Origin of the sequence: Aquabacterium sp. (assembly GCF_049274795.1) — a bacterium.
Taxonomy (GTDB): Bacteria; Pseudomonadota; Gammaproteobacteria; order Burkholderiales; family Burkholderiaceae_C; genus Aquabacterium.
In genome coordinates this window covers 1-26,689 of sequence record NZ_JBASTH010000015.1, presented here as the reverse complement: position 1 = coordinate 26,689, position 26,689 = coordinate 1, and the positions used below count along the sequence as shown (strand labels likewise).

Below are 26,689 nucleotides of genomic sequence, written 5' to 3'. Positions count from 1 at the left end.
ATGAACGCACCCACCCCTGGCGCGCCGGCCCTTGACGCTGGCAAAGAAGACCACAAGCCCACCAACTTCCTGCGCGGCATCATCGACCGCGACCTGGAGCAGGGCACCTACGCCAGCCGCCGCTGGGCCGGCTCGCCCGGCGATGCGGCCCACCAGGGCCAGGGCCAGCCTGATCCGGCCAAGATCCGCACGCGTTTCCCGCCGGAGCCCAACGGCTACCTGCACGTGGGCCACGCCAAGAGCATCTGCCTGAACTTCGGCCTGGCGCGCGACTACGGTGGCGTCTGCCACATGCGCTTCGACGACACCAACCCCGAGAAGGAAGAGCAGGAGTACGTCGACGCCATCCTGGATGCCGTGAAGTGGCTGGGTTTCAACTGGGATTCGAACTTCAACGGCAAGCCCGAGACCAACCTCTACTACGCCAGCAACTACTTCGACTTCATGTACCGGGCGGCCGAGGCGCTGATCACCGCCGGCCTGGCCTACGTGGACGAGCAGACGCCCGAGGAGATGCGCGCCAACCGCGGTGACTTCGGCACGCCCGGCACAGACAGCCCTTTCCGCAGCCGCACGCCGGACGAGAACCTGGCGCGCTTCCGCGAAATGCGCGACGGCAAGCTGCCCGACGGCGCTGCCGTGCTGCGCGCCAAGATCGACATGGCCAGCCCCAATATCAACATGCGGGACCCGGCCATCTACCGCATCCGCCGCGCCACGCACCACAACACGGGCGACACCTGGTGCATCTACCCGATGTACACCTTCGCGCACCCCATCGAGGACGCGCTGGAGCAGATCACCCACAGCATCTGCACGCTGGAGTTTGAAGACCAGCGCCCCTTCTACGATTGGCTGGTGGACAACCTGGCCACGCTGGGCCTGCTCAATCAGCCCGTGCCGCGCCAGTACGAGTTCGCGCGCCTGAACCTCACCTACGTGATCACCAGCAAGCGCAAGCTCAAGGCATTGGTGGATGAAGGCGTGGTGACGGGCTGGGACGACCCGCGCATGCCCACCATCGTCGGTCTGCGCCGCCGGGGCTACACGCCCGAGGCGCTGCAACTGTTCTGCGAGCGCATCGGCGTGAGCAAGTCCGACAGCTGGATCGACTACAGCACGCTGGACATTGCCCTGCGCGACGACCTGGAGAACAAGGCCCACCGCGGCATGGCCGTTCTGGACCCGATCAAGCTGGTGCTGACCAACTGGGACGAAGTCTTCGGCGCCGGCCATCAGGAGCCGTGCTCGCTGCCCGCGCTGCCGCACCCGCCCGAAGGCACCGAATCGCCCGTGCGCCACTTCACGTTGGGCAAGGACGTCTGGATCGAGCGCGAGGACTTCGAAGAAGTGCCGCCCAAGGGCTACAAGCGCCTGTTCCCGGGCAACAAGGTGCGCCTGAAGGGCGGCTACGTGATCGAGTGCACCGGCTGCATCAAGGATGCCGATGGCAAGGTGACCGAGGTGCAAGCCACCGTGGTGCCCGACACCAAGAGCGGCACGCCCGGTGCCGACAGCGTCAAGGTCAAGGCCGCCATCACCTGGGTGGGCGCAGCCGATGGCGTCGCCGCCGAGGTGCGCCTGTACGACCGCCTGTTCACCGACCCGAACCCCGATGCCGGTGGCAAGGACTTCAAGGCCAGCCTGAATCCGGCCAGCGTCAAGGTGGTCACGGCCTATGTGGAGCCTTCGCTGGCCACTGCCCAGCCGGACCAGAAGTTCCAGTTCGAGCGCTTTGGCTACTTCGTGGCCGACCGCCACGACCACGCGGCGGGCAAGCCGGTGTTCAACAAGATCACTGGGTTGAAGGACGGCAACTGGAAGTGATGGTGACAAGCGCTGCCGTGTGAAGGCAGTGCTCGGCGATCAGACCTTGCGATCGTTTTGATCCTGCGTTTGCGGCCCGGATTCCCGGGCCGCAGCCTTTTCAGCCTGCCGCTGGCGCACGCGCTCGAAATAGGCCAGTTGCTGCGGCGTGGCCCCGGGGCCCGGCGCGACCGTCACTTCATGCAGGCCCAATGCACGGCCATCGCCCGATGACCGCAGAGTGATCGGTTCGATGTCTTCACCGCTGCGCCGCTCGACGATGCGCACCGGCGGCCCCTCGGGTGCGGCCGCATGCCGATCCCCCCACTGGGCCAGCGCCACGATGATCGGGAAGAGATCGCGCCCTTTGTCGGTCAGGCCGTAGTCCAGCGCACGACCGTTCTCGCTGCTGGCTGTGATTTCCAGGATGCCGTGCGCCACCAGGTCCTGCAGACGCTGCGTCAGCACATTGGGCGCGATGCCCAGGTTGGCCTGGAAGGCGCCGAAGCGCCGCGTGCCGAAGAAGGCCTCGCGGATGATCAGCAGCGTCCACCACTCGCCGATCTGCTCGAGCGAGCGGGCGATGGAACAGCTCATGTCCGAAAACGAAGTGCGGCGCATTTGTCGCCCATGATACTTGCATGAAGCAAGTAAAGCGACTAGGCTTCCGCTACTTTCATCAAACAAGTAGTTGTTGGAGACGTTGCCATGTCCGAGGTCGCCCTGTTCGTCCATTCCACCGGTGTCGGTCCCTTCATGTGGACCAAGCTGCTGGCCGATCTGCCCGAGGGCGTGCAGCCGCTCACGCCCACCAACCGGGGCTACAGCTTCATGGACATGCTGCCGCGCGGCACGCCCATCAACCTGGCCGACGAAGTGGCACACCTGAAGGCACAGATCCCCGCCGGCACCACCGGCGTGCACCTGGGCGGCCACTCCTACGGCGGCCTGGCAGCGCTGGCGCTGGCCATGGACCCTGAAGTGCCCGTGCGCTCCATCTGGCTGTACGAGCCGGTGCTGTTCGGCTCGCTCAAGGCCTTGCTGGATGCCGATCCGGCCAGCTTGCCTGAAGACGCCGCCGAGCAGGTGCGCGCCCTGTTCGGTGATCCGGATGCGCTGCTCAACGAAGAAACCGGTGGCGACGACACCTGGCTGGAGCGCTTCGTGGACTACTGGAACCAGCCGGGCATGTGGGCCTCGATGCCCGAGAAGGCCAAGGCCATGGCGCGCATGGTGGGCTGGAAGATGTTCCAGGAAGTGCGCATCGTCTCGCAGGAGCCTGAAGCCTTCGGCCACTACCGCCTGCAGGTGCCGACCACGCTGGTCTACGGCGAGCACACCACGCCGCCCGCACGCGAGATGGTGCGCCGTCTGGCCGAGGTCAACCCGCACGCCGAGGTGATCAAGCTGGAAGGGCAAGGCCACATGGGCCTGGTTGGCGCGCCCGGTGCCGTCAGCCCTACCTTGCAGGCGCACTGGCAGCGTGTGACGGCGGCCGCAGCCTGACAGGGGCAGGGCGCCTTGGTGGCGCTCTGTACCCACACAGGCCCCCGTGGACAGGGGGCAGGCCGGGCTTCCCCGGAGCCAATATGTTCATGAGTGGAACTATCTTGGCGACGCAGTTTTTAACGAAATTCGTTCAGCCAACGTCGTTTCAAGGAAGACACCATGACCACCCCTCTGAGCCACGCCTTGCGCCAAGGCGCGCTGGCCGCCGCCCTGATCTGCGCCACCTGGGCCAGCCAGGCCGCCGCGCCAACGGCCACCGTCACTCCTGGGCCGGCCACCCCGGGCTTCGGTGCCCGCGCCCTGTTCTTCGGAGATGCCAACTTCGTGGAGCAGGAGTTCTTCCTCTCGGGGCAGGCCCGCAAGTTCAAGGGCTCCGGCACGCTGGGCAGCGACGGCAAGTGGAGCGCCACCGTGGCCTCCAGCAACACGCCGTACAACACCGTGGCCATCGTGCGCCGTCCGGTCGATCCAGCCAAGTTCAACGGCATCGTCATCGTCGAATGGCTCAACGTGAGCACTGGTTACCCGCTGGACGTGGACTGGGGCATGGCGCACGAAGCCATCCTGCGCGAGGGCTATGCCTACGTGGGCGTGAACGTGCAGAAGGTGGGCGTGACCGGCGTGCAGAAGCTCAAGCAGTTCGGTGACCGCTACGCCAACACCAGCATCCCCGACGACGACATCTCCTACGACGTCTTCTCGCAGACGGCTCAGGCGCTGCGAGACCAGGCCTCGGAACTGCTGGGGCCACTCAAGCCCACCAAGATCATCGCCAGCGGCCATTCGCAATCGGCCATGCGCCTGACGACCTATGCCAACGCCATCCAGCCGCTGGACAAGGCCTATGACGGCATCCTGATCCACGGCCGCGCCGGCACAGGCGTGCGCATCGGCGAGGGCAGCACCGTGCCTTCAGGCAGCGTGGTGCGCGCCGACACCCAGGTGCCGGTGTTCGTGCTGCAGTCGGAAATGGATGTGTCCTTCGGCCCCAGCACCTCCAAGCAGCCCGACAATGCCAAGGTGCGCCACTGGGAAGTGGCTGGCACCTCGCATGCCGACCAGTACCTGCTGGACAACATCGGCGAGGTCAGCGGCCGTGACGTGGGCTGGACGCCGCCGGGTTGCGGCAGCCCTTACAACGCGATGCCCTTCTACATGGCCCAGAACGCGGCCATCCATCACCTCAAGACCTGGGTGACGGCGGGCACGGCGCCGCCCGTGGCGCCGCGCATGGCGCGTGACTGGCTGGGCTTCATCAAGAAGGATGCGCACGGCAACGCCGTGGGCGGCGTGCGCCTGCCCGACATCGAGGTGCCGATCGCCAAGTACGGCTTCGCGAACTTCACGACGGGCTCGCTGGCCTTTCTGGACCTGTTCGCCTGCGTGGCTGGTGGCAACACCACCACCTTCAAGGCAGACAAGCTCAAGACGCTGTACCCGACGCATGCGGATTACGTGAGCCTGTACAAGGCCGCAGCCGATGAGGCCGTGGCCAAGGGCTATATCCGCCCGGCCGACCGGGACAGCGCGGTCAAGCGCGCCCAGGCGGCGGCCGTGCCTCAGTGAGCTGAAAGGCTCAGCCCTCAGCGTCGGTGGTGCGGGCGGCCTTCTTGGCGGTCGGCTTGCGCGCTGTCTTGCGTGCGGGAGCCTTGGTGGCAGGTTGGTCCGGCGCGGCTGATGCGGCTTCTGGCGCAGCAGCATCGCCCGCGGCCTTGGCCGAGGGCTTGCGCGTACCGCGAGAGGCCGTCTTGCGGGCAGGCTTGGGCACTGCCTGATCGGCGCTGGCTGCGACTTCCACTGCGGTGGAGGCTGCCACCGGTGATTCGCTGCGTTCGGCTCGGGCATCATCGCGCGGCAGCACGGCAGGCTCCACGAAGGGGCGGCGCTCGCGTCGGGGGGCATCCGTGCTCGGGGCCTGGGGCCTTGCGGCATCCGCAGGCGCGGCCGATTGGTCGGGCTGCTGCGAGGCGCCATCGGCATCCTGGCGGGGGCGACCGCCGTCCTGGCGCGTCCCTTGTCCGTTGCCGCCGCGGCCACCACGGCCACCTCGTCCACGGCCACGCTCGTGGCGGTCACCGCGATCGTTGCGATCACCACGGTCAGTGCGTTCCTGGCGCTCACGAGGGGCACCGCTTTCCGCCGTGGTCTCGGACGCCTGTGCGCCGGTGTCTTCGCTGTCCAGCGTCGGCTCATCGGCGGAGGGCAGTGCGCCGGTGGTGTTCAGCGGGGCCTGCTGCTGCGCGGCAGCCGGATCGACAGGCTGGCCCGTGCCCCGGAACACATAGGTGCCCGATTTCTCATCCCGTCCGAAGGACAGCAGCCCGCGGCTCTGCGCCTCTTCCAGCAGGTTGCCAAACGTGCGGAAGCCGAAGTACGACTCGCTGAAGCCCGGGTTGCGGCGCTTGAGTGCTTCTTTCAGCACCGAGGCCCAGATGCGGCCGCCATCATCCCGATCCGTGACCAGCGCCTCATACGTCTCGGCCGCCAGTTCCACGATCTTGGTGCGGCGCGCATCCATCTCTTCACGGCGGCGGCGCTCTTCTTCTGGTGAGCGGCGTTGCTGAGGCTGGTTGTTCTCGCGCTGGTCGCGGCGGGCCGCATTGCGCTGGCTTTCGCGCACCAGGTCATCGTAGAAGATGAACTCGTCGCAGTTGGCGATCAACAGGTCGGAGGTGGATTGCTTCACGCCCACGCCGATCACGTGCTTGGCGTTCTCGCGCAGCTTGGAAACCAGCGGCGAGAAGTCCGAATCGCCCGAGATGATCACGAAGGTGTTGACGTGCGACTTGGTGTAGCAAAGGTCCAGCGCGTCCACCACCATGCGGATGTCGGCCGAGTTCTTGCCCGACTGGCGCACGTGCGGGATCTCGATCAGCTCGAAGTTGGCCTCGTGCATGGTGCCCTTGAAGCCGCGGTAGCGCTCCCAGTCGCAATAGGCCTTCTTGACGACGATGCTGCCCTTGAGCAGCAGGCGCTCGAGCACCTTCTTGATGTCGAACTTGTCGTAGTTGGCTTCGCGTACGCCGAGTGCGACGTTCTCGAAGTCGCAGAACAGCGCCATGCTGATGTGGTCGGGATGTTGGGGCATCTGGTGTCTCTGGATCTCTGGGGGGCCGGCTGATCAGATCAGCCCGGCGTCTTGAAGGTATTTGCTGGGACGGGCGCCGTCGTAGAGGACGGTGAGCCGGTTCCGTGCGCGGGTCATGCCCACGTACAGCAGGTTGCGATTGTCGGTGGTATTGCCGCCAACGGCGAACTCACCCTTGTTCAGGCCCGGCAGGATCACGTGTTCGAACTCCAGGCCCTTGGCGGCCTCGATGCTCGACAGCAGCACGCAATGCTGGCTGCGCATGGCCTTGTGGCGCACCTCGCGGGCGTTCATGGCGCGGAAGAACGATTCGACGTTGTCGAAGGTGGCGGCGGACTCGATCAGCCCGCGGATGTTGGCGCTGACCTGTTCGATGTCGTCGGCGCGCACCATCACGCGCGCGGCCAGGCGCTGGGGCGAGAGCACGCGGGTGAAGCGCTCCATCAGCAGGTCGGTGGCATTGGTGCTGATCAGGTCCAGCGCGGCTTCGATCAAGTTCTGGATGTGCGAGGGCGCGTTGCGCAGCACCTGGTTGTCGATGAAGTGCGTGGCCAGCCCGGGTTGCTGGGCCACCTCCTTGATGGCCTGCCGCTCGACTTGCTGCTGCTTCTCGTGGTCGGTGGTGTCGGCTTCCACGAAGGAGCCGCTGAACAGCAGCAGCGATTGCAGGATGCGCACGCGCGTGGCTTCGTCCTCGATGGCGGCGAACTCGCCACGCGCATGAGCCATCAGCCCGCGCACGAACAGCACCTCGGGGCGTATCAGGTAGGGCTCGAAGCCGGCGGTGCGGTAGTCCAGGCCCTGGTCCAGCAGGTGGTTCTCCAGCTCGACGGACTGGTGCGGTTGGCGCAGCAGGATGGCCGTCTGCGACGCGGGTGATGTGGCAGCCAGACCTTCACGCGTGCGGATGCACTGGGCGATGTGCCAGTGCACTTCCTTGGCCTGCGCGCAGCGCACGACGTTCACCGTGGTGGCATGCGTGCTCTGCGACAGGTAGGGCTTGAGCGCCAGGCGGCCTGCGTGCTGGGCCAGCGCCGGGCCGAAGCGGTAGGAACTGGTCAGCGGCAGGCGTTGTGCCGGGGCGATCTCGCGGTCGAACAGCTCGCCCATGAAGCCCGCATCGGCGCCGGCCGTGGCATGGATCACCTGGTCACGGTCACCGAAGCCGATGAAGGCGGCCGGGTTCTGGCGCAGCACTTGCTGCAGCACCGCGAACATGGCGCGGTTGGTGTCGTGCATCTCATCGAGCAGCACCAGGTGCAGGCCCAGGGCCGCGGGGTGCTCGCCTTCGAGCAAGGCATCCTCGCTCAGCAGCAGGCGGGCCAGGTCGTAGGTGGCGTCATCAGGGGCTCGGAAGGCAGGCCGGTCCGGGTGGCCGCCGCGGCGGATATGCTCGTAGGCCCAGAACACGCGCAGGGTCAGGTAGTCGTGGCCCAGTTCGCTGGCCAGGGTGGGCGTCAAGGTGCGGTCGGCGGCTTCCAGCATCAGCTGCAGCGTGCCCTTGATCCTGGCGAACGAGGCCAGCAGGCCTTCGACGCTGCCTTCGCCGGTGCCTTCCAGCGTGAACTCGTCGCGGTTGCGCTCGTCCTGGTTGGACAGCACGCGGTCGATGGCCTGCAGCACGTAGGGCTTGAGCTGTTCGGGCGTGGTGTACTGCGTCACGCCCGGTGCCTCGACGGTGGCCAGGCGTTCCGCGCAGAACTGGTCGAAGGTCTGGATGCGCAGATGCTTGCGTACCGAGGCCGGGATGCCAATGCGCTCCAGCGCCAGGCGCAGAGAGGTGGCGGCGGCCTCGGTGTAGGTCAGGACCTGGATGTGCTCAAGCTGCGCGCCGCGCGTCAGGGCCTGGGCCAGGCGCAGGGCCAGCGTGGTGGTCTTGGCCGCGCCCGCGTTGGCTTCGACGACCACATGCCGGTGGCGCTCCAGCTGGATCGTCCGCTGTTCGGCCGTGGGGTTCAGGCCCTTGGGCTGGAAGACGGTGTCCGTCATTCACGGCCCGGTGGGTTGTCGGCTTGATCGGCCTCGCCGGTGTCGTCTGTATCGCCATCCTCAGTGTCTTCATCCAAGGGCTGCGGCTCGGTGGCCGCGGCATTGGCGCCGCCCTTGCGCTTTTTCTGGCGCGCGAGCTTCTTGGCCTGGCGTTCGGCCTCGATGGCTTGCGCGGCGGCCAGCCAGGTGGTGAATTCTTCGGGCGTTTCCAACGTGATGCGGCCCAGCGACAGGTCGCGGAAATCGTTGAGCACCACCTCGGAGGCCTTCTGCATGTTCACGCGGCCACCGCTCATCACGGCGCCCCGGCGGCGGCCGATCTCTTCGAGCAGTTCTTCGTCGTGGCGTTGCGAGATGTTGTCCGCATCGGCCAGTTTGAAGCGCGCGGCCAGCCGGTCGGCATAAGGGTCCTTGAGGCTGTTGAGCAGTTCCAGCGCCACTTCTTCCTCGTCGTAGGCGTTGCGGCCCACCGCGCCGCTGGCGGCCAGGTGGTAACCGGATTTCTCCACGATGATCTTGGGCCACAGCATGCCGGGCGTGTCGAACAGGTAGACGTCATCGGCCAGGTTGATGCGCTGCTCGATGCGTGTCACGCCGGCTTCGTCGCCCGTCTTGGCGGCCTTGCGGCCTGCCAGCGTGTTCATCAGGGTGGATTTGCCCACGTTGGGCACGCCGCAGATCATCAGGCGCAGCGGCTTGGTCATGCCGCTGCGGTGCGGTGCCAGTTCGCGGCAGGCCTGCAGCAGGCGTTGAGCAGGGCGGGGCTCGGAGGCATCCAGGCCGATGGCCTTGGTATCGGGCAGGGCGTTGTAGTAAGCCAGCCACGCTTCGGTGCGGGCGATGTCGGCCATGTCCTGCTTGTTGAGCACCTTCAGGCGGCGGCGGTGGCCGGTCATCTCGGCGAGCATGGGGTTGGCGCTGGAGCCCGGCAGGCGGGCGTCCAGCAGTTCGATGACGACGTCGATGTCCTTGATGCGCTCGGCGATGGCCTTCTTGGTCACGTTCATGTGGCCGGGAAACCATTGGATGGCCATGGGGCGTTCTCGTTTCTTGCTGGCGGGTATCGGGGGGCCTGAGCGGCGTACCCCGATTGTCAGGCCTGGCGAGGTGCAAACCGAGTGAGGCGTTTTGACAACCGGTTACCAAAACTGGTAGCGCTTGTCATGACATGGACCACAGAATAGGCGCCAAAGTGGCAGATGTTGCAGAAATCGCAGCCCAAATCACGGAGCACAGACATCGTGGACAGCCATCGGTGCAGGGTCTTGCTGGTCGAGGATGACTTCCGCAGCGCGGAGGTGGCCCAGGCCATTCTGGAGTACCTCGGGTGCGACGTCACCGTGGCGCGTTCGGGCGTTGACGCCGTCGGGGCCGCGCATCATGACACCTTCGACATGGCGCTGATGGACGTGGGCCTGCCCGTGATGAACGGGCTGGACGCCACCCGCCTGATCCGTGCCGATGAGCAGGCGCTGGGGTTGCGCCCGCTCTACATCGTGGCGCTCACGGCGCTGACCATGCCCCATGAACTCGATGAGTGCATGGCCTCCGGCATGAACGAGGTGATGACCAAGCCTTTTCTGGTGGAGCGCCTGCAGCAGGCACTCCTCAATGCCTACCGCGTGGCGCGCTGGCCACGCCGTGCGGCGATGCCGGCGATCAGCCCGCCGGCGATGAGCAGGATGGGCAGGGAGGGTTCCGGCACGGCCGAGACCCACGTCGCCTGCTGACCCGACGCACCCAGCGTGTCGTCGATCCAGCTCTTGTAGGCCGCCATCTGCACATAGCCCGACTGTGACGGGCGGCCATCGTCGAAGCTGATCAGGGCCGAGGCAATGCCCAGCAATGTGGCGCCGCTGGAATCCGTGATCTGGCCCAGGAACAATGCGCTGCCGCTGTCGCCACCCTGTACGGTGCCGCCTTCGGTGATCAACCAGTTCACGGTGTTGGCGCCTGCATCGACGTCGTCTTGCACCGTGGCCGCCACTGCCGTGGTGGCAGCGTAGCCGTTCGGCTGCTGGTTCTGTGCGCTGGCGGCGGTCAATGGCCCCAGCGATGCGATATGGCTGTTCAGTACCACCGTGTCGTTGAGCAAGGCGTGCTCACCCGTGATGGCGGTGGCCAGTTGCACCAGCGCGATGTCGTTGGCGGGGAAGGCCTGGTTGCTGAACAGTTCGACGGCACTGATCACCGAACTGCCCTGCAAAGAGGTGAAGGTGCTGCCCGCTGACAATGCCTTGGCCACATGTGCGGCAGTGAGCACCCAGTTGTCGGCGATGAGCACGCCGCTGGTACCGCCAAGTTCGCCGACGACCACGAAACTGGTGGTGGATGTGCCGCCTTGCAGCGCGTGTGCCGGCAATGTGCTCAGGGCCAGCCCGGTGGCCAGCGCCAGACAGCGAGCGAACGAAAGCCAGGACCTTGTCATGATGTAACCCCTGTTGGATGAATGTGTGCAGGCCGATTGTGCGCAGATGCTTGACGCATCACGACAATGCCCCCCTTTCTCAAGGGGTGGCCTGTGGCTGATCGTGAACGTGGTGCTGCCCTCCATCAAGGCGGATCTGGGTGTCACCGAAACATCGCTGGTGTGAGTGGTCAATGCCTACATGCTGACCTTTGGCGGCTTCCTGCTGCTGGGCGGGCGGCTGGACGTGGCGGGCGCCATCACCGTGACGAGTGCGCTGATGCTGGCGGTGTACGCCATCGTCAATGGCAACGAGGTGGGCTGGGGCTCTGGCCAGTTGCTGGGCATGCTGGGCGCGGCGGTGGTGCTGATGGTGGCCTTCCTGGTGATCGAATCGCGCGTGGCCGAGCCCCTGATGCCGCTGAGTCTGTTCCGGCTGCGCAACGTGGCCGTGTCCAACGTGGCAGGCGTGTTGTGGGCGGCGGCCATGTTCGCGTGGTTCTTCATCTCGGCGCTGTACATGCCGCGGGTGCTGAATTTCACGCCCATGCAGGTGGGGCTGGCCTCCCTGCCGGCCAACATCATCATGGCGGTGTTCTCGCTGGGGCTGTCGGCCAGGCTGGTGATGCGCTTCGGCATTCGCGTGCCGCTGGCGGGCGTGGTGCCGGCATGGTGTTGCTGGGCCTGGGCGCGGGCGTGGCCTTCAACCCCATGCTGCTGGCGGCCATGAGCGATGTCTCGCCCAGCGAATCGGGCCTGGCCTCGGGCATGGTGAACACCATCCTTCATGATGGGCGGCGCAGTGGGCCTGGCCGATGCCCGCACGCACGTGCTCACGGCGGCAGGGGCCTCATTGCCGGAGGCGCTCAATGGCGGCTACCAGTTTGCCTTCGTGGTGGGTGCGGCATTTGCGCTGGTGGCCGGCTTGCTGGTCGCTGCGCTGCTGCGCCCGGGGGCGCAGGCCGGGGCAGGGGCGGGGCCGGTGGCGATGCATTGATGGGCGCCAGGCGCCTGCACGAAGGCGCGTGATGCGGTGTAATGCGCGCAGTCCTTTCCAAATGCTCACGTGCATCCAATGCACTGAGCCCCATCCCCCAGGTCCGAATCGGCCACCACGGAGTTTTCCATGACCCTCTCGATGTACACCGCCAGCGTGGTACCTGCCACGCGCACGCTCAAGGCCCTGTCCAGCATTCTGGCCAAGGCGCAGGCCCATTGCCAGGCCCGCCAGATCGATGAGCAGGCGTTCCTGAGCGCGCGCCTTTTCCCGGACATGTTCCCGATGGTGCGGCAGGTTCAGATCGCCACCGACATGATCAAGGGTGGCGTGTCGAGGCTGGCCGGGGTGGAGATCCCGCGTTATGAAGACACGGAGACCAGCTTTGCCGAACTGCAGGCCCGCGTGACGCGCACCATCGATTACCTGGCCACCTTCAAGCCTGGCGACTTCGATGGCAGTGACGAGCGCACCATCCAGATCGTGCGCTCATCCGGCACAGTGGAATACGTTGGCCTGGCCTACCTCACCGAGCAGGTGCTGCCCAACTTCTACTTCCACACGACCACGGCCTACAACCTGCTGCGCCATGGCGGGGTCGAGATCGGCAAGAAAGATTTCCTGGCCAATCACTGAAGACATGGGAGGCACCCTGATGAAAGCCATCTGGAACGGCACCGTCGTGGCCGAGAGTGACGACACCGTGGTGGTCGAAGGCAACCACTATTTCCCGGCCAGCGCACTCAAGCAGGAGTACGTGCTGAGCAGCAACCACCGCACATCGTGCCCGTGGAAGGGGCAGGCGCGCTACTACACGCTGTTCGTCAAGGGCGATGCCAACCCGGATTCGGTCTGGTACTACCCGGAGCCCAGCGAGGCCGCGGCCGAGATCAAGGATCGCGTGGCCTTCTGGAAGGGCGTGAAGATCGAGGATTGATCGCAGGCCGGTGCAGCGCAGGTGCCGCTCAGTCGGCCACCACCTGCGACACGGCCTTCTGCCATTGCTGCATCAGTGCCTCGGCCTGCGCGTGCGGCATGGTGGGCATGAAGCGGCGCTCCACACGCCATTTGGCGGCCAGCTCGTCCAGCCCGGCATAGACGCCGGTGGCCAGGCCCGCCAAGTAGGCGGCGCCCAGTGCGGTGGTTTCTGTCACCTGCGGGCGCGCTACCGGGATGCCGAGCAGATCGGCCTGGAACTGCATCAGCAGATCGTTGCGGCAGGCCCCGCCATCCACGCGCAACTCCGACACCTCGGTGCCGCCACCGGCGCGGATGTCGGCGGCCATGGCCTGCAGCAGGGCGGCGCTCTGGAAGGCGATGCTCTCCAGCGCGGCGCGTGCGATGTGGGCCACGGTGGTGCCTCGGCTCAGGCCCAGGATGGCGCCCTTGGCGTGCGGCTTCCAATAGGGCGCACCCAGCCCGGTGAAGGCCGGTACGAAAACCACGCCGCCCGCATCGGGCACATTCAGGGCCAACTGCTCCACCTGATGGCTGCCCTCGATGGCCTGCAGGCCGTCACGCAGCCACTGCACCACAGCGCCGCCGATGAAGACGCTGCCTTCCTGTGCGTAGGCGGGTTGCGCATCGGGTGTGGCGGCCATAGTGCTGATCAGGCCGTTGTGCGAATCGAAGCGCCGCCCGCCCGTGTGCGTGAGCAGGAAGCAACCGGTGCCGTAGGTGTTCTTGGCCAGGCCCGGCGTGAAGCAGGCCTGGCCGAACAGGGCGCTTTGCTGATCACCCGCCATCGCGGCAACGGGCACGCGTGTGCCACCGAAGATGCTGTCGGCCGTGTGCGCGAACACGTGGGACGAGGGGCGAACCTCAGGCAGTAACGAGCGGGGGATGTCGAACAGGGCCAGCAGCTCGTCGTCCCACGCTTGCGTGGCGATGTTGAACAGCATGGTGCGCGAGGCGTTGCTCACGTCGGTGGCGTGCACGGCGCCCTGTGCGGCCGTGCCGCCGGTGAGCTGCCACAGCAGCCAGCTGTCGATGGTGCCGAAGGCCAGCTTGCCTTGGCTGGCCAGGTCACGTGCACCGGGCACGTTGGCCAGGATCCAGGCCAGCTTGGTGGCCGAGAAGTAGGCGTCGACCACCAGGCCGGTGCGCTCGCGGATCAGTGCTTCGTGGCCTTGTTCGCGCAGTTGCTGGCACAGGGCCTCGCCGCGCCGGTCCTGCCAGACGATGGCGTGGCCCAAGGGCTCGCCGGTGTCGCGGCGCCAGACCATGGTGGTTTCGCGCTGGTTGGTGATGCCGATGGCGTGTACCTGCGCCGCGGTGATGCCGGCCTTGCGCAGCGCTTCGTACGCGGTGGCCAGCTGCGAGCGCCAGATCTCCAGGGCATCGTGCTCCACCCAGCCGGGGCGAGGGAAGTGCTGCGTGAACTCCTGCTGGGCGATGGCCAGCATCTCGCCGGCCTCGTTGAACACGATGCTGCGCGAGCTGGAAGTGCCTTGGTCGAGGGCGAGGATGTGGGCCATGGTGGGTTGATCCTGTGTCCGTGGAGTCCGTGAAAAAGGGTGGCGCGGGCGGTCAGGGCGCGATCACGCAATCGATGCCGGCCTCGGCCAGCAGGGCAGGGAAGGGCTCGGGCGGTGGCGCGTCGGTGTAGAGCCGGTCGATCTGTTCCAGGCGCGCCAGCTCGACCATGGCCGGGCGGTTGAACTTGCCGTGGTCGGCGGCCAGCCATACCTCGCGGCTGTGCTCTATCAGGGCCTGGGCCACCTTCACTTCGCGCAGATCGTAATCACGCAGGGTGCCGTCGGCCTCGATGCCGGAGATGCCGATCAGGCCGATGTCGACGCGGAACTGGCGGATGAAATCCACCGCCGTCTCACCCACGATGCCCCGGTCCACAGGCCGCATCACGCCGCCCGCCACGATCACCTCGCACGAGGTGTTGCCCGCGAGGATGCCGGCCACATTGAGGTTGTTGGTGATCACGCGCAGGCCCTGGTGGCCCAGCAGTTCACGGGCGATGGCCTCGGTGGTGGTGCCCAGGTTGATCAGCAGCGAGCAGTGGTGGGGTATGGCCTGCGCGATGGCGCGGGCGATGCGCTGCTTGCCCTGAGCGTTGAGCTCCTGCCGCTGCTGGTAGGCCAGGTTCTCGGTGGTGGAGGTGGGCAGGCGCACGCCCCCGTGGTAGCGCGCCAGCAGCCCGGCCTGGGCCAGCAGTTGCACGTCGCGCCGGATGGTCTGCAGCGTGACGCTCAGGGTGTTGGCCAGGTGCTCGATGCTGACCACGTCCTGGGCGCGGACCTGTTCGAGCAGGCGTGTCTGGCGCGGATTGAGGTTCATGAGGCGATCATAAGCGAATCAGTTCACACAGAAAAGAATTTAAACGAACTACAATGATGCAGAACGAATGAAACCGAACTGATTCGAGTGCTGTGTGAGGAAGGCCCTTGCCGGCGCCGGTCTGTTGGAGCACGCCATGGACAGCAATGCCTTGCCCGCCTACCCCTCGCCTGCAGAGATGCAAGCTGCCTTGAGCCCCGCCATGCTGGAGGCCTGCGATGTGCTGGTGGTGGGGGGCGGCATCAATGGCGCCGGCATCGTGCGTGATCTGGCCGGGCGGGGCCTGAGGGTGCTGCTGGTGGAGCAGCACGATCTGGCGGCGCACACCTCGTCGTCATCGACCAAGCTGATCCACGGCGGTTTGCGCTATCTGGAGCACCATGAATTCTCGCTGGTGCGCAAGGCCCTGCAGGAGCGCGAGGTGCTGCTGCGCAGCGCGCCGCACATCATCAAGCCGATGCGCTTCGTGATGCCGCATGATCCGCACATGCGGCCGGCCTGGCTGATCCGCCTGGGCCTGTTCCTGTACGACCACCTGGCTAGGCGAGAGCTATTGCCTGGCTCACGCGGTGTGGCCTTGCGCGGGCATCGGCTGGGTGCGCCGCTGCAGGCGCGTTTCAAACGCGGTTTTGTCTATTCCGATGGCTGGGTGGACGATGCGCGCCTGGTGGTGCTTAACGCGATGGATGCGCGCGAGCGCGGCGCGACCGTGCTGACGGGCACCCGCTGCGTGCGCGCCACGCGTGGGGAGCAGGGCTGGACGGTACGCCTGCAGCGCGACGGGGTTGGCCCGCAGGGTCAGGCCACCCTGCACACGGTGAAGGCACGCATGCTGGTCAATGCGGCCGGCCCCTGGGCGCATGCCTTCTTGCGCGAAGTGGCCAACGCGCCCGGCGGTGAGGCCCTGACGCAGCACAGCCTGAGGCTGGTCAAGGGCAGCCACATCGTGGTGCCCCGGCTGTTCGAGCATGAGCACGCCTACATCTTCCAGGCCAAGGACAGGCGCATCATCTTCGCGATCCCTTACGAGCAGAAGTTCACCCTGATCGGCACCACCGATGTGGAGATCCCTTCCATGCCCGACAAGGCCCACATCACCGAGGAAGAGACGGCCTACCTGTGCGAGCAGGCCAGCCTGTACTTCAAGGCGCCGCTCCAGCCCGACATGGTGCTGTGGAGCTACGCTGGCGTGCGCCCCTTGCTGGAAGATGCGCACGCGGATGCCTCGGCCGTGACGCGCGACTACCTGCTGGAAACGTGCACGCTGGGCGCGCCCTTGATGACCGTGTGGGGCGGCAAGATCACCACGTACCGCAAGCTGGCCGAAGAGGCTGCCGGGCAGATCACCACCTTGTTGGGCGAGGAGGGCCGGGCCTGGACGGGCAAGGCACGGTTGCCCGGTGGTGATCTGGATGCCTGGATCGGCCCGCCGATGCGGCCAGACCGCGACATGCTGGCCTTTGCGTCACGCTGGCGGCACAAGCACCCGTGGATCCCCTTGGCTGTGGCCGAGCGCTGGGCCAAGGCCTACGGCGCACGGGTCGATCAGGTGCTCGATGGGGCGACGTCTGTGGCAGGCTTGGGGCATGAGGTGGCACCCGGCCTGTACGAGTGCGAACTGCGCTACCTGATGCGGCACGAATGGGCACGCTCTGCAGACGATGTGCTGTGGCGGCGCAGCAAGCTGGGGCTGCATTTCACGGCTGAGCAGTGCCAGCGCGTCAGCGACTGGATGGATGCCGCCCTGAACGGTACGCCAACGCCCGAGGCGGCTTCGCAGATGGTGGGAGCTTGGTGGCAGAGGCGACCTGATTCGCCGCATGCTCAGGCGGCCAGTGGCACCACCGTCGTGATGGGCTGAGGTGCCGGCTCAGCATCGAGCGCCTTGTCCAACCACGCGGTGATCACCCGTGAATCGGTGATGGTGCGCACGGCCTGGTAGGCCTCTTCGGCCTCGGGGAAGCGTCGGCGCAGGAAGTTCAGCCACTGCTTAAGCCGGCCGGCGCGATGACGGGGCTCGATGTTGGCTTCGATCAGCCCCCAGAAGGTGCGCAGCAGCGGCTGCAACTCTGGCCAGCCTGGTAAGGGCGCATCGGCGTCGCCTTGCACTGCGAAGCGGATGGCGAGCGCCAGGCCAGGATCGGTCACGATGCCGCGCCCCAGCATCAAATCAGTGCAGCCGGACACCTCACGGCAGCGCAGGGCGTCGTCCACGGTCCAGATCTCGCCATTGGCCACCAGGGGGATGTTCACTGCGGCGCGGATGTCGGCGATGCGTTCCCAGTAGGCCGGCGGCCGGTAGCCGTGGGCCTTGGTGCGCGCATGCACCACCAGTTCGCCCGCGCCGCCCGAGACGATGGCCTGGGCGCACTCGATGGCGCGGCTGTCATCGTCGAAACCCAGGCGCATCTTGGCCGACACGGGCATCTCGGCGGGCACGGCGCTGCGCACAGCGGCCACGATGCGTTCCATCAGTTCGGGCTCTTTGAGCAAGGCAGCACCGCCGCCATGGCGGTTGACCACCTTGGCCGGGCAGCCGAAGTTGATGTCGATCCCCGCCGGGCCCATGCCGGCCAGGCGCGCGGCGTTGTCGGCCATGCAGGCGGGGTCGGAGCCCAGCAACTGCGCACGTACGGGCACACCGGCCGGCGTGCGGCCGCCATGCATGAGTTCGGGCACGATGCGGCGGAAGGCGCGCTCGGGCAGCAGCGTGTCCGTCACGCGGATGAACTCGGAAACGCAGCGGTCGATGCCGCCGACGCGGGTGAGGATGTCGCGCAGGGCGAAGTCCAGCAGGCCCTCCATCGGCGCGAGCAGGATGTTCATGGCGAAAGGGTGCCGTGCACGGCTGGCACGGCGGGGCGGAAAAGGCGCTAGTGTACGGAGATGGCGCGCCATCTGTGCGCCCCTTTTTCAGGAGAGTGACCAATGCCGAGCAAGAAAACCGCTGTTGCCAAGATGGGGACCAAAGACGACAAAAAAGCTCACAAGAAGGGCGACAAGAACGAGTCACGCCTGGGCCGCAAGGAGTACGAGGAGCAACTGGCCCCGCTGCACCTGGAGCTGGACCGTGTCGCCCGCTGGGTGCAGCACCACGGCAAGAGGCTGGTGGTGCTCATCGAAGGGCGGGACACGGCGGGCAAGGGCGGGGTGATCAGCGCGATCAGCCACCCGCTGAACCCGCGCCAGTGCCAGGTGGTGGCGCTGTCCAAGCCCAGCGAGGACGAGCGCACGCAGTGGTACTTCCAGCGCTATGTATCGCACCTGCCTGCGGGCGGCCACATCGCCCTGTTCGACCGCAGCTGGTACAACCGCGCTGGTGTCGAGCGGGTGATGGGGTTTTGCAGCGACACCGATGTGAAACGCTTCCTGGCCCAGGTGCCCTTGTTCGAGAAACTGCTGGTGGACGACGGCATCCTGCTCTTCAAGTACTGGCTCACGGTGGACCAGGCCGAGCAGGAGCAGCGCTTCGCCGAGCGGCGCGACGACCCGCTCAAGCGCTGGAAGCTGTCACCCATCGACCTGCAGGCCCGCGAGAAGTACGAGGACTACGGCAAGGCCCGCGACGCGATGCTGCGTGCCACGCACACCGAGCATGCGCCGTGGACGCTGGTGGATTTCAACGACCAGCGCCGTGGCCGCCTCACGCTGATCCGGCATCTGCTGGATCAACTGCCTGATTGCGATGTGCCGGAGCAAACCGTGGAGTTTCCGCCGCTCAGCGGCAAGCCGCGCAAGGAGGTGTTCCGCGGCCCGCTGCGGCCCATTCCCGGCGTGGCTTGACGCTTGGGTTTGACAGCGCCACCGCGCCACGCCCGGGGGCGGTCTGTCAAGGGCCGGGCGGGGGGAACTTTCGCAAAGTTACCGATCTGGGCGCTTCATTCCGGGTGGCGTTGGCCGATAAGAAGTGACGCACCCGCGTGATTCATTTTCTGTCCGAAATCGCCACGTTGACACATGACGACGACCGCCCCCGAGCTGACTCGCACGGACGCCATTCAGGCTGAACTCGACCAGGCCCGCCGCACCGGCCCCCTCCAGCACATCGTCATCCCGCCGTGCCCCGAACTGCTGGCCCGCTTGCGGGCGGCCATGGCCCATGCCGAGCCTGACCTGAACGAGATCGCCCGGATCGCCGCCAGCGATGTGGCCATGTCCGCCACGCTGATCCGCAGCTCCAACGGCCCGCTGTTTGCCGCAGGCCAGCCCGTGCAGACCGTGGGCCAGGCCATGAACCGCCTGGGCCTGGAGCACACAGCCTCGGTGATGGCCGGCTTCTTGATGCAGCGCGCCATCCGCGTCAACCACGCGCTGCTTACCCGTTTCTGGGAGCGCTCGACCAAGCGCGCGCTGGCCATGGCCTTCATCGCCAAGAAACTGCCGGGCTCGTCGCCCGATCTGGCGCACACCTTCGGCCTGTTCGCGCACGTGGGCATGCCCGTGATGATGCAAAGCGTGAAGGGCTATGCCGGCACGATGATCGAGGCCCGCGCCCGCATCGACCGTTCGCCCATCGCCACCGAGAACGCCAACCACCGCACCGACCATGCGGTGGTGGGGGCCCTGGTGGCCCGCGTGTGGCGCCTGGCGCCCAGCGTGGTGGCGGCGATCCGCCTGCACCATGATCTGGAGGTGCTGGGCGGCAGCGGTGCCGAACCCGAGGTGCACACCCTGGTGGCGGCAGGCCTGGTGGCCGAGCACCTGATGCGCCGCCATGAGGCCGAGGAGCCCGACGCCGACTGGCTCAGCCACGGCCAGGCCGCGCTGGACTGGCTGGATGTGAGCGTGGACGACATGCTCTTCTGGGAAGAAGAGCTGCGCGAGACCCTGGATTCAGCCTGAGCGCTGTCGCCAATCGGGCGCTCACAGTGTGGCGGCCAGGGCCTTCAAGGCCTGTTGGGTAGCTTCATCCGCCGGGAAGAAGGTCTCCAGCGCCAGTTCCGACAAGGTGATGTCCACCGGCGTGCCGAACACGGTCGTGGTGCTGATGAAGCTGAGCACGCCGAAGGGGGTGCGCAGGCGCAGCGGCACGGCCACGCCGCCGAGGTCATCATCTGGGGCGTGGGTCGCCGTGCCTTCCTGCGCGAGCACGGGGTAGTCACGCAGCTCATCCAGCAGGGCCGATAGAACAGGATCGCCGCTGGCCTCGATCTGCTGGTGCAGGCGCGCCAGCAGATGGGCGCGCCAATCGGCCCCGTTCACGATGTCGGGCGCAAAGCCCTTGGGGTGCAGGCTGGCGCGCAGCACATTGACCTGGCCTTGCAGCAGGGATGGATCGACGCTGCTCATCAGCACCTGGGCAATGGGGTTGGCCTGCAGCAGGTTCCAGTGGCTGTCCACCGCGATGGCGGGGTAGGGCATGTGCCCCTGCAGGATCAGCGAAACCGCGCGCTGGGCCGAGGCCATGCTGGGGTCGGCCAGGGTGCGTTCGGCATAGGCCGGGGCATGCCCTGCGGCCATCAGCATGGTGTTGCGCTCGCGCAGGGGGATGTCCAGCCGCTCGGCCAGGCGCAGCAGCATGTCGCGGCTGGGTGTGGCGCGGCCGGTTTCGATGAAGCTCAGATGGCGGGCGGACACCTCGGTGTCCAGTGCCAGATCCAACTGACTCAAGCGCCGGCGCTGGCGCCAGTCACGCAGCAGCGTGCCCACGGGCGGGGTCTGGGGCGAAGGCGCAGCGGCGGTGATGGGCAGGCGGTTCATGGATCGCAGGATAGCGGGATGCCTGCCGCGCGGCCATGACCTCCGAGGTAATCGACGCGCTGCATGCGCCCGGACACCATGGGCGCCGTTGTCACTTGTTTCATCACCCAACCGGAGAAAGCCATGTCTGCCATGTCCATGCCCCGTCTGTTCCGTGTGTCCCTGCTGTTCGACGCCGCCATCAGTGGTGCCACCGGCCTGTTGATGGCCGCCGGCCACGCCTTGCTCGCCCCCTTGCTGGGCCTGCCGCCGACCTTGTTGCTGGTGGCTGGGCTGGTGCTGCTGCCTTATGCACTGGGGCTGTTGTGGCTGTCGCGTCGTGAGCGAATCAGTTCAGCCGCTGGCTGGGCGGTGGTGCTGATCAATGCCGTCTGGGCGATCGACAGCGTGGCCCTGCTGGCGCTGGGCTGGGTGCAGCCGACCACGCTGGGCCTGGCCTTCGTGCTGTTCCAGGCCGCGGTGGTGGCGGTGTTCGCCGAAGTGCAATGGTGGGCGCTGCGCCGTGGCCGCGCGGCCCAGCGTGCGGCGCTGGCCTGAGCTCAGGCGCGCAGCGTGTCGTGCAGCGCCACCATCTCCTGCGTGAGCTTGTGGCGCGCGTCCAGGTGGATCATGGGGCGCGCCAACTGGTGCGACTCCTTGATCTTGACCGAGGCGCTGAGGTAAGGCTGCAGCACAGGCAAGCCCTCGTCCACCAGTTCGCGTACCAGTTGCTGCGGCAGGTTGGCGCGCGGCTGGAACTGGTTGACCACGATGCCGCTGACCTTCAGGTCGGCGTTGTGGTCGGCCTGGATCTCCTGCACGTTGTCCAGCAGGCTGTAGAGCGCCCGCCGCGAAAAATCATCGCAGTCGAACGGGATCAGGCAGCCCTTGGCCGCGATCAAGGCGGAGCGCGTGTAGAAGTTCAGCGCGGGCGGCGTGTCGATGTAGACGCGGTCATAGCTCTCGGCCAGTTCGTCCAGGGCCTCGCGCAGCTTGTAGATCTTGTGGCGCGATTCCAGCTTGGTCTGCAGCTCGTCGAGCTCAGGGCTGGAAGGCATCAGGTCCAGATTGTCCCAGGGCGTGGCCACGATGAACTCGGGTGTGTCCTTGGGGCGGGCGGTGAACTTGAGCGTCTGGTCGAAGAAATCGGCCGCACCCAGGGTGCCCTCGGGCACATCGTCACCCAGCAGGTAGTGGGTGGTGTTGCCCTGGGGGTCCAGGTCGACCACCAGGGTGCGCAGCCCCTGCTGGGCGCTGATGGCCGCCAGGTTGCAGGTGATGGTGGACTTGCCGACCCCACCCTTCTGGTTGAACACGACATACCGCATGGCTGCACCCTCGTCCGCTGTCAATCGTGCAGCTATTGTGCACTGCAACAAGGGTGCTTTTTCGGCTCAGCGGTTGGCGGCGTCCGGCAGCTCGATCTTGACTTCCAGCACTTCGAGGTCGTCCTGGCGTTCCAGGTGCACCTTGATGTCGTCCGGGTTGATCGACACGTACTTGGAGATCACGGCCACCAGCTCGCGCTGCAGGTCGGGCAGGTAGTTGGGGCTGCTGGAGCGGCCATTGCGCTCGTGGGCCAGGATCAGCTGCAGCCGTTCCTTGGCCACGCTGGCCGTCTGCTTCTTTTCGCCGAGGAAGAAGTTGAGGAATCCCATGGCCTTACTTGCCTCCGAACAGGCGCTTGAAGAAGCCGGGCTTTTCGGCTTCAACGAAACGCAGGGGCTTGTCTTCGCCCAGGAAGCGGGCGATCACGTCCTTGTAGGCTTCGGACACGTCGGAATCCTTCATGTGGATGGCCGGCACGCCCTGGTTCGAGGCGCTCAGCACGGTCTCGGATTCGGGGATCACGCCGATCAGCTTGATGCGCAGGATCTCGTGGATGTCTTCCAGCGACAGCATCTGCCCGCCCTCGACCCGGTTGGGGTTGTAGCGGGTGATCAAGAGGTGTTCCTTGATGGGCTCGAGCTTGTCGATGGCGCGCTTGGTCTTGCTGTTGAGCATGCCCAGGATGCGGTCCGAATCGCGCACGGAGGACACCTCGGGGTTGGTCACCACCAGGGCCTCGTCGGCGAAATGCATGGCCATCAGCGCACCGGTTTCGATGCCGGCGGGCGAGTCGCACACGATGTACTCGAAGCCCATCTCGCCCAGGTCTTTCAGCACCTTCTCGACGCCATCCTGCGTGAGCGCATCCTTGTCGCGCGTCTGCGAGGCGGCCAGCACGAACAGGTTGTCGCACTGCTTGTCCTTGATCAGGGCCTGGTTGAGGTTGGCCTCGCCGTGGATCACGTTGATCAGGTCGTAGACCACGCGGCGCTCGCAGCCCATGATCAGGTCGAGGTTGCGCAGGCCGACGTCGAAGTCGATCACGGCGGTCTTGTGGCCGCGCAGGGCGAGGCCGGAGGCGAAGCTGGCGCTGGTGGTCGTCTTGCCGACGCCACCCTTGCCGGAGGTCACCACGATGATCTTGGCCATGGAAGGCGGTCCTTTCGAGAGGTTGTTCGGTCGATCTTCAGAAAATCAGGATTTGCTCAGCGCCTCGTACACCAGGCGATCGCCCTCCAGCCGGATCTGGGCCGGCTTGCCGACCACGTCGGGCGGCAGGGGGTTGTCGGTGGTGCGGTAGGTGCCGGCAATGGAAATCAGTTCGGGCTCCATGCTGGCCGCGAAGATGCGGGCCTCGGTGTTGCCCTTGGCGCCGGCAATCGCCTTGCCGCGCAGCGGGGCGTACACGTGGATGTGGCCGTCGGCAATCACCTCGGCGCCGTTGTTCACGGCGGCCAGCACGATCAGGTCGCCACCCTTGGCGTAGACCTGCTGGCCGGAACGCAGCGGCTTGTCGACCACCATCGTGGGCACGGCGGTGGGCACCTGAACGGGCACCTCGACCGGCACTTCGCGGATCACCTCGCGCACCACCTCTTGCACCACGGTCTCGACACGGGCGGGTGCGGACTGGCCGTCAGGGGCTTCGCCCAGGCCGGCCTTGAGGGCCGCGGCCATCTGGCCGGGGTTGCCGCCGCGCACGGCCACGGGCGTGAGCTGGAACTTGGTCAACAGCTCGATCAGGCCGGGGAAGTTGGGCAGCGCATCCAGGCTGGCCAGATGGGTCAGGTCGATCACGACCGGGTCGCGGCTGAAGAAGTCGGGCGTCTCGCCGAAACGCTCCTCCATGGCTTGCGCCAGGGTCTGCAGGCTCATGGTCTTGAGCACGAAGGACATCAAGGTGAGCGAGGCACTCTTGAAGTCGAACGGCGAGGATGCGTTCCCGGTGGAGGCTGACATGGACGGCGGTCGCTAAGAAAGCGCCGATTTTAAGTCAGCGAACGGGGTGTTCCCGGGCAGGGCGGCGAGGGAGTTTCCCCTTGAGGGGCGTCGCCCGGGTGGGGCAGGGCTTGGATGGCTGCGATGCGCGGGCGTCCGGATGTCGCACGCGCCTGTTTTGACATGCTTTTCTCGTCGTGCTCGGGCGGCTTGCGCCACCGGTGTGCTCAGGCTGCAATCACCATCGCGATGACCTCGGGCGCGCGCAGGATACGGCGGTGGCCCACGCCTTCCACGCTCACCAGTTGCGACAGTGACCATGCCTCATGGAGCGCCAGCGATTCGGTGAAGGGCACCTCCTTGTCCTGCGGGTCGTGCAGGATCAGCGCCGGGTGGCGCAGGCCGTCTTGCAGTGCTGGCAGGTCCATCTCCGCCATCGGGACGCCCAGTTGCGCCTCGAGCCCTGCGCGGAAGGCGGCGATCTCATCGTGTGGCAGGCCGTGCGCCAGCGCGAAGCCCGTGGCCATGCGCTTGAGCGAGGGCGGCCCCGCGATGTGCACGCTGGCATCGACCTGCAGGCCGTGGGCAAAGGCATACAGCGACGCGGCTGAGCCTGCCGAATGGCGGATCACCGCATGGATGGGGTCGAGCGCCTGGCTTGCCGCCAGCAGGCCCTGGCCCCACAGGCGCACATCGGCGATGTCGCCGGTGGACTGCCCATGCGCCAGGTTGTCGGTGGCCGTGACCTGAAAGCCCGCGCGCAACAGCGGGTGCAGCGTCTGCGGCACGCAGCCAATCTTGCCGGCGATTGACTTGATCGCCGCCCACTGCGACGGGTAATCGGCCTGGTGCTCCTGCACCATGCGCACGGCACGTTCAGCGCTGCTTCTTGCCCCGGGCGGGCGGCATCGCGGGCCTGCCGCCATGGCGGGTGGGCTTGTTGTTGCCGGTTCGCGGGCTGTCGCCGCGAGCGGTCTGTTCACGTGGAGGCAAGCCCGTGTGCTGCGTCAGGATGCGCCCGGCTGGCGGCGCCCCGCTCGATTTGGTGCGCCCTTGTGTCACCACCGAGGTCTTGGTGCCGGCCTGCGTGGAGTTCTTGCGGCGCGCGCTCTGGTAGCCGCCATCGCCCGTGGGCTGATAGGTCGGGATCAGCTGGTGCTTGCCGTTGCCGATCAGGTCGGCGCGGCCCATGTCCTTCAGGGCTTCGCGCAGCAGCGGCCAGTTGTTCGGATCGTGGTAGCGCAGGAAGGCCTTGTGCAGGCGACGGCGCCGTTCACCCTTGACGATGTCCACGCGCTCGGCTTTGCCCTCGATGCGGCTGATGCCCTTGAGCGGGTTCATCCCCGAGTGGTACATGGCCGTGGCGGTGGCCATGGGGCTGGGGTAGAAGGTCTGCACCTGGTCGGCCTTGAAGCCGTTGCGCTTTAGCCAGATCGCCAGGTTCATCATGTCTTCATCGGTGGTGCCCGGGTGGGCGGCGATGAAGTAGGGGATCAGGTACTGCTTCTTGCCGGCCTCTTCGCTGAACTGCTCGAACAGCTGCTTGAAGCGGTCGTAGGCGCCCATGCCGGGCTTCATCATCTTGCTCAGCGGGCCCGTCTCGGTGTGCTCGGGCGCGATCTTCAGGTAGCCGCCCACGTGGTGCGTGACCAACTCCTTGATGTACTCGGGCGATTTGACGGCCAGGTCGTAGCGCAGGCCCGAGCCGATCAGGATCTTCTTGACACCGCGCAGCGCACGCGCACGGCGGTACATCTTGATCAGCGGGCCGTGGTCGGTGTTGAGGTTGCCGCACACATCGGGGTACACGCACGAGGGCTTGCGGCAGGCCGCCTCGATCTCGGGCGATTTGCAGCCGATGCGGTACATGTTGGCCGTGGGGCCGCCCAGGTCGGAGATGACGCCGGTGAAGCCCTTGACGCTGTCGCGGATGGCCTCGATCTCGCGGATGACCGAATCCTCGCTGCGGCTCTGAATGATGCGGCCTTCGTGCTCGGTGATGGAGCAGAAGGTGCACCCGCCGAAGCAGCCGCGCATGATGTTCACGCTGAAACGGATCATGTCCCACGCGGGGATCACGGCATCGCCATAGCCGGGGTGCGGTGCGCGGGCATAGGGCAGGTCGAACACCAGGTCCATCTCGGGCGTGGTGAGCGGGATGGGGGGCGGCGTGATCCACACGTCACGGGCGCCGGGGCCGTCGCCATGCAGTTGGACCAGCGCGCGGGCGTTGCCGGGGTTGGTCTCCAGGTGCAGCACGCGGTTGGCGTGGGCATAGAGCACCGGGTCGTCCTTGAGCGCCTCGTAGGCGGGCAGGCGGATGACTGTGCGCTCGCGCGGTGGCATGACGATCTTGCCGGTGCGTGCATCAGGGCGCGAGCGGGTGTCGGCGGCGGGTGCTTCCAACTCGTCGGCTTTGTCCCCATGGGCATGGGCGTGGCCGTGCGCGCTGCCCGTCGTTTCCGTCTGGGCCGCAGACGCAGCCTGCGCCGACACCATCACCTTGTCTTTCACCGATGCGCGGATGTCCAGGCGGATGGGCTGGACCTGCACGCCCTTGCCGACCGCGTCTTTGACCGGGTCGAAGGCGCCGGCGTCTTCCAGTGCGCAACTCTGGCCCTGCTCGGCAGCGGCCTGGGCCATGCCCATGTAG

General features: G+C 66.7%; 25 protein-coding genes and 1 pseudogene. 11 read left to right on the top strand and 15 right to left on the bottom strand.

Going from position 1 to position 26,689, the window contains the following annotated elements; translation table 11 throughout:
- A complete protein-coding gene (locus WAQ08_RS01905; protein WP_422188944.1) occupies window positions 1-1,827 on the top strand; it encodes a glutamine--tRNA ligase/YqeY domain fusion protein in 1,827 nt (608 codons plus the stop codon).
- Between the two features lie 39 nt (window positions 1,828-1,866).
- On the opposite strand, the gene WAQ08_RS01900 is transcribed toward WAQ08_RS01905, so the two are convergent.
- Window positions 1,867-2,403, bottom strand: a complete 537-nt coding sequence (locus WAQ08_RS01900) for a winged helix-turn-helix transcriptional regulator (protein ID WP_422188943.1) — start codon at window positions 2,401-2,403, stop codon at window positions 1,867-1,869.
- A gap of 111 nt (window positions 2,404-2,514) precedes the next feature.
- Here WAQ08_RS01900 and WAQ08_RS01895 point away from each other — a divergent pair, with 111 nt between their 5' ends.
- Window positions 2,515-3,312, top strand: coding sequence for an alpha/beta fold hydrolase (locus tag WAQ08_RS01895; RefSeq protein WP_422188942.1), 798 nt, complete (start codon window positions 2,515-2,517; stop codon window positions 3,310-3,312).
- A gap of 162 nt (window positions 3,313-3,474) precedes the next feature.
- Window positions 3,475-4,881 (top strand): alpha/beta hydrolase domain-containing protein, encoded by a 1,407-nt coding sequence (locus WAQ08_RS01890; protein ID WP_422188941.1) that lies wholly within the window; start codon window positions 3,475-3,477, stop codon window positions 4,879-4,881.
- A 10-nt stretch (window positions 4,882-4,891) separates the two neighbouring features.
- Here the strand turns inward: WAQ08_RS01890 and WAQ08_RS01885 are convergent, their stop codons facing one another.
- Genes WAQ08_RS01885 through ylqF form a run of 3 tightly spaced genes read right to left on the bottom strand, consistent with a single transcriptional unit; the run spans window position 4,892 to window position 9,426 of the window.
- On the bottom strand, window positions 4,892-6,403 hold the full coding sequence (locus WAQ08_RS01885; protein ID WP_422188940.1) for an NYN domain-containing protein: 1,512 nt from the start codon (window positions 6,401-6,403) through the stop codon (window positions 4,892-4,894).
- A 33-nt stretch (window positions 6,404-6,436) separates the two neighbouring features.
- Window positions 6,437-8,392 carry a 3'-5' exonuclease gene (locus WAQ08_RS01880; RefSeq protein WP_422188939.1) on the bottom strand — a complete coding sequence of 652 codons (1,956 nt, stop codon included), beginning with the start codon at window positions 8,390-8,392 and terminating at the stop codon, window positions 6,437-6,439.
- On the bottom strand, window positions 8,389-9,426 hold the full coding sequence (gene ylqF / locus WAQ08_RS01875; protein WP_422188938.1) for a ribosome biogenesis GTPase YlqF: 1,038 nt from the start codon (window positions 9,424-9,426) through the stop codon (window positions 8,389-8,391). Before ylqF ends, WAQ08_RS01880 begins: the two co-directional genes overlap by 4 nt.
- A gap of 207 nt (window positions 9,427-9,633) precedes the next feature.
- On the opposite strand from ylqF, the gene WAQ08_RS01870 reads away from it, so the two are divergent.
- Window positions 9,634-10,122, top strand: coding sequence for a response regulator (locus tag WAQ08_RS01870; protein WP_422188937.1), 489 nt, complete (start codon window positions 9,634-9,636; stop codon window positions 10,120-10,122).
- Here the strand turns inward: WAQ08_RS01870 and WAQ08_RS01865 are convergent.
- Entirely contained in the window at window positions 10,008-10,820 is an 813-nt protein-coding gene (locus WAQ08_RS01865; RefSeq protein ID WP_422188936.1) for a trypsin-like serine protease, read from the bottom strand. The genes WAQ08_RS01870 and WAQ08_RS01865 overlap by 115 nt on opposite strands.
- A gap of 100 nt (window positions 10,821-10,920) precedes the next feature.
- Here WAQ08_RS01865 and WAQ08_RS01860 point away from each other — a divergent pair.
- The 3 genes and pseudogenes from WAQ08_RS01860 to WAQ08_RS01850 all read left to right on the top strand — a co-directional run.
- Window positions 10,921-11,796, top strand: a pseudogene (locus WAQ08_RS01860) (MFS transporter); the annotation flags it as partial.
- Between the two features lie 129 nt (window positions 11,797-11,925).
- Window positions 11,926-12,432 (top strand): DUF1993 domain-containing protein, encoded by a 507-nt coding sequence (locus WAQ08_RS01855; RefSeq protein WP_422188935.1) that lies wholly within the window; start codon window positions 11,926-11,928, stop codon window positions 12,430-12,432.
- 19 nt (window positions 12,433-12,451) lie between these two features.
- Entirely contained in the window at window positions 12,452-12,733 is a 282-nt protein-coding gene (locus WAQ08_RS01850; RefSeq protein ID WP_422188934.1) for a DUF427 domain-containing protein, read from the top strand.
- Window positions 12,734-12,761: 28 nt separating this feature from the next.
- On the opposite strand, the gene glpK is transcribed toward WAQ08_RS01850, so the two are convergent.
- Window positions 12,762-14,273 (bottom strand): glycerol kinase GlpK, encoded by a 1,512-nt coding sequence (gene glpK, locus WAQ08_RS01845; protein WP_422188933.1) that lies wholly within the window; start codon window positions 14,271-14,273, stop codon window positions 12,762-12,764.
- 52 nt (window positions 14,274-14,325) lie between these two features.
- The gene (locus tag WAQ08_RS01840) at window positions 14,326-15,090 is read right to left on the bottom strand and encodes a DeoR/GlpR family DNA-binding transcription regulator (RefSeq protein ID WP_422188932.1); all 765 of its coding nucleotides are present in this window, start codon (window positions 15,088-15,090) and stop codon (window positions 14,326-14,328) included.
- A 136-nt stretch (window positions 15,091-15,226) separates the two neighbouring features.
- On the opposite strand from WAQ08_RS01840, the gene glpD reads away from it, so the two are divergent.
- The gene (gene glpD / locus WAQ08_RS01835; RefSeq protein WP_422188931.1) at window positions 15,227-16,951 is read left to right on the top strand and encodes a glycerol-3-phosphate dehydrogenase; all 1,725 of its coding nucleotides are present in this window, start codon (window positions 15,227-15,229) and stop codon (window positions 16,949-16,951) included.
- Here the strand turns inward: glpD and WAQ08_RS01830 are convergent.
- Entirely contained in the window at window positions 16,915-17,916 is a 1,002-nt protein-coding gene (locus tag WAQ08_RS01830; protein ID WP_422188930.1) for a tRNA dihydrouridine synthase, read from the bottom strand. The two genes, glpD and WAQ08_RS01830, sit on opposite strands and share 37 nt — an antisense overlap.
- A gap of 102 nt (window positions 17,917-18,018) precedes the next feature.
- Here WAQ08_RS01830 and ppk2 point away from each other — a divergent pair, with 102 nt between their 5' ends.
- Both ppk2 and WAQ08_RS01820 read left to right on the top strand, forming a co-directional pair.
- Window positions 18,019-18,873 carry a polyphosphate kinase 2 gene (gene ppk2, locus WAQ08_RS01825; RefSeq protein WP_422188929.1) on the top strand — a complete coding sequence of 285 codons (855 nt, stop codon included), beginning with the start codon at window positions 18,019-18,021 and terminating at the stop codon, window positions 18,871-18,873.
- Between the two features lie 174 nt (window positions 18,874-19,047).
- Window positions 19,048-19,932 (top strand): HDOD domain-containing protein, encoded by an 885-nt coding sequence (locus tag WAQ08_RS01820; RefSeq protein WP_422188928.1) that lies wholly within the window; start codon window positions 19,048-19,050, stop codon window positions 19,930-19,932.
- Between the two features lie 21 nt (window positions 19,933-19,953).
- On the opposite strand, the gene WAQ08_RS01815 is transcribed toward WAQ08_RS01820, so the two are convergent.
- Window positions 19,954-20,790: a helix-turn-helix domain-containing protein gene (locus WAQ08_RS01815; protein WP_422188927.1), complete on the bottom strand. Its 837-nt coding sequence runs from the start codon at window positions 20,788-20,790 to the stop codon at window positions 19,954-19,956.
- Window positions 20,791-20,913: 123 nt separating this feature from the next.
- Here WAQ08_RS01815 and WAQ08_RS01810 point away from each other — a divergent pair, with 123 nt between their 5' ends.
- Window positions 20,914-21,327: a hypothetical protein gene (locus tag WAQ08_RS01810; protein WP_422188926.1), complete on the top strand. Its 414-nt coding sequence runs from the start codon at window positions 20,914-20,916 to the stop codon at window positions 21,325-21,327.
- A 2-nt stretch (window positions 21,328-21,329) separates the two neighbouring features.
- Here the strand turns inward: WAQ08_RS01810 and WAQ08_RS01805 are convergent, their stop codons facing one another.
- The 6 genes from WAQ08_RS01805 to WAQ08_RS01780 all read right to left on the bottom strand — a co-directional run.
- Complete coding sequence (locus tag WAQ08_RS01805; RefSeq protein ID WP_422188925.1) at window positions 21,330-22,097, bottom strand: ParA family protein; 768 nt, start codon at window positions 22,095-22,097, stop codon at window positions 21,330-21,332.
- Window positions 22,098-22,163: 66 nt separating this feature from the next.
- On the bottom strand, window positions 22,164-22,427 hold the full coding sequence (minE, locus tag WAQ08_RS01800) for a cell division topological specificity factor MinE (protein ID WP_422188924.1): 264 nt from the start codon (window positions 22,425-22,427) through the stop codon (window positions 22,164-22,166).
- A gap of 4 nt (window positions 22,428-22,431) precedes the next feature.
- Entirely contained in the window at window positions 22,432-23,247 is an 816-nt protein-coding gene (gene minD / locus WAQ08_RS01795; RefSeq protein WP_422188923.1) for a septum site-determining protein MinD, read from the bottom strand.
- Between the two features lie 45 nt (window positions 23,248-23,292).
- Window positions 23,293-24,057, bottom strand: coding sequence for a septum site-determining protein MinC (minC, locus tag WAQ08_RS01790; protein WP_422188922.1), 765 nt, complete (start codon window positions 24,055-24,057; stop codon window positions 23,293-23,295).
- 206 nt (window positions 24,058-24,263) lie between these two features.
- Entirely contained in the window at window positions 24,264-24,905 is a 642-nt protein-coding gene (locus WAQ08_RS01785) for an alpha/beta hydrolase family protein (protein ID WP_422188993.1), read from the bottom strand.
- A gap of 7 nt (window positions 24,906-24,912) precedes the next feature.
- Window positions 24,913-26,689: YgiQ family radical SAM protein (locus WAQ08_RS01780; protein WP_422188921.1), on the bottom strand; the 1,777-nt coding region annotated here is incomplete at its 5' end.

What these genes read in the sequence shown, in the direction of transcription:
- WAQ08_RS01905 (WP_422188944.1), top strand. Translation starts at nt 1, where the DNA reads ATGAACGCACCCACCCCTGGCGCGCCGGCCCTTGACGCTGGCAAAGAA.
- WAQ08_RS01900 (WP_422188943.1), bottom strand. Translation starts at nt 2,403, where the DNA reads ATGAGCTGTTCCATCGCCCGCTCGCTCGAGCAGATCGGCGAGTGGTGG.
- WAQ08_RS01895 (WP_422188942.1), top strand. Translation starts at nt 2,515, where the DNA reads ATGTCCGAGGTCGCCCTGTTCGTCCATTCCACCGGTGTCGGTCCCTTC.
- WAQ08_RS01890 (WP_422188941.1), top strand. Translation starts at nt 3,475, where the DNA reads ATGACCACCCCTCTGAGCCACGCCTTGCGCCAAGGCGCGCTGGCCGCC.
- WAQ08_RS01885 (WP_422188940.1), bottom strand. Translation starts at nt 6,403, where the DNA reads ATGCCCCAACATCCCGACCACATCAGCATGGCGCTGTTCTGCGACTTC.
- WAQ08_RS01880 (WP_422188939.1), bottom strand. Translation starts at nt 8,392, where the DNA reads ATGACGGACACCGTCTTCCAGCCCAAGGGCCTGAACCCCACGGCCGAA.
- ylqF (WP_422188938.1), bottom strand. Translation starts at nt 9,426, where the DNA reads ATGGCCATCCAATGGTTTCCCGGCCACATGAACGTGACCAAGAAGGCC.
- WAQ08_RS01865 (WP_422188936.1), bottom strand. Translation starts at nt 10,820, where the DNA reads ATGACAAGGTCCTGGCTTTCGTTCGCTCGCTGTCTGGCGCTGGCCACC.
- WAQ08_RS01855 (WP_422188935.1), top strand. Translation starts at nt 11,926, where the DNA reads ATGACCCTCTCGATGTACACCGCCAGCGTGGTACCTGCCACGCGCACG.
- WAQ08_RS01850 (WP_422188934.1), top strand. Translation starts at nt 12,452, where the DNA reads ATGAAAGCCATCTGGAACGGCACCGTCGTGGCCGAGAGTGACGACACC.
- glpK (WP_422188933.1), bottom strand. Translation starts at nt 14,273, where the DNA reads ATGGCCCACATCCTCGCCCTCGACCAAGGCACTTCCAGCTCGCGCAGC.
- WAQ08_RS01840 (WP_422188932.1), bottom strand. Translation starts at nt 15,090, where the DNA reads ATGAACCTCAATCCGCGCCAGACACGCCTGCTCGAACAGGTCCGCGCC.
- glpD (WP_422188931.1), top strand. Translation starts at nt 15,227, where the DNA reads ATGGACAGCAATGCCTTGCCCGCCTACCCCTCGCCTGCAGAGATGCAA.
- WAQ08_RS01830 (WP_422188930.1), bottom strand. Translation starts at nt 17,916, where the DNA reads ATGAACATCCTGCTCGCGCCGATGGAGGGCCTGCTGGACTTCGCCCTG.
- ppk2 (WP_422188929.1), top strand. Translation starts at nt 18,019, where the DNA reads ATGCCGAGCAAGAAAACCGCTGTTGCCAAGATGGGGACCAAAGACGAC.
- WAQ08_RS01820 (WP_422188928.1), top strand. Translation starts at nt 19,048, where the DNA reads ATGACGACGACCGCCCCCGAGCTGACTCGCACGGACGCCATTCAGGCT.
- WAQ08_RS01815 (WP_422188927.1), bottom strand. Translation starts at nt 20,790, where the DNA reads ATGAACCGCCTGCCCATCACCGCCGCTGCGCCTTCGCCCCAGACCCCG.
- WAQ08_RS01810 (WP_422188926.1), top strand. Translation starts at nt 20,914, where the DNA reads ATGTCTGCCATGTCCATGCCCCGTCTGTTCCGTGTGTCCCTGCTGTTC.
- WAQ08_RS01805 (WP_422188925.1), bottom strand. Translation starts at nt 22,097, where the DNA reads ATGCGGTATGTCGTGTTCAACCAGAAGGGTGGGGTCGGCAAGTCCACC.
- minE (WP_422188924.1), bottom strand. Translation starts at nt 22,427, where the DNA reads ATGGGATTCCTCAACTTCTTCCTCGGCGAAAAGAAGCAGACGGCCAGC.
- minD (WP_422188923.1), bottom strand. Translation starts at nt 23,247, where the DNA reads ATGGCCAAGATCATCGTGGTGACCTCCGGCAAGGGTGGCGTCGGCAAG.
- minC (WP_422188922.1), bottom strand. Translation starts at nt 24,057, where the DNA reads ATGTCAGCCTCCACCGGGAACGCATCCTCGCCGTTCGACTTCAAGAGT.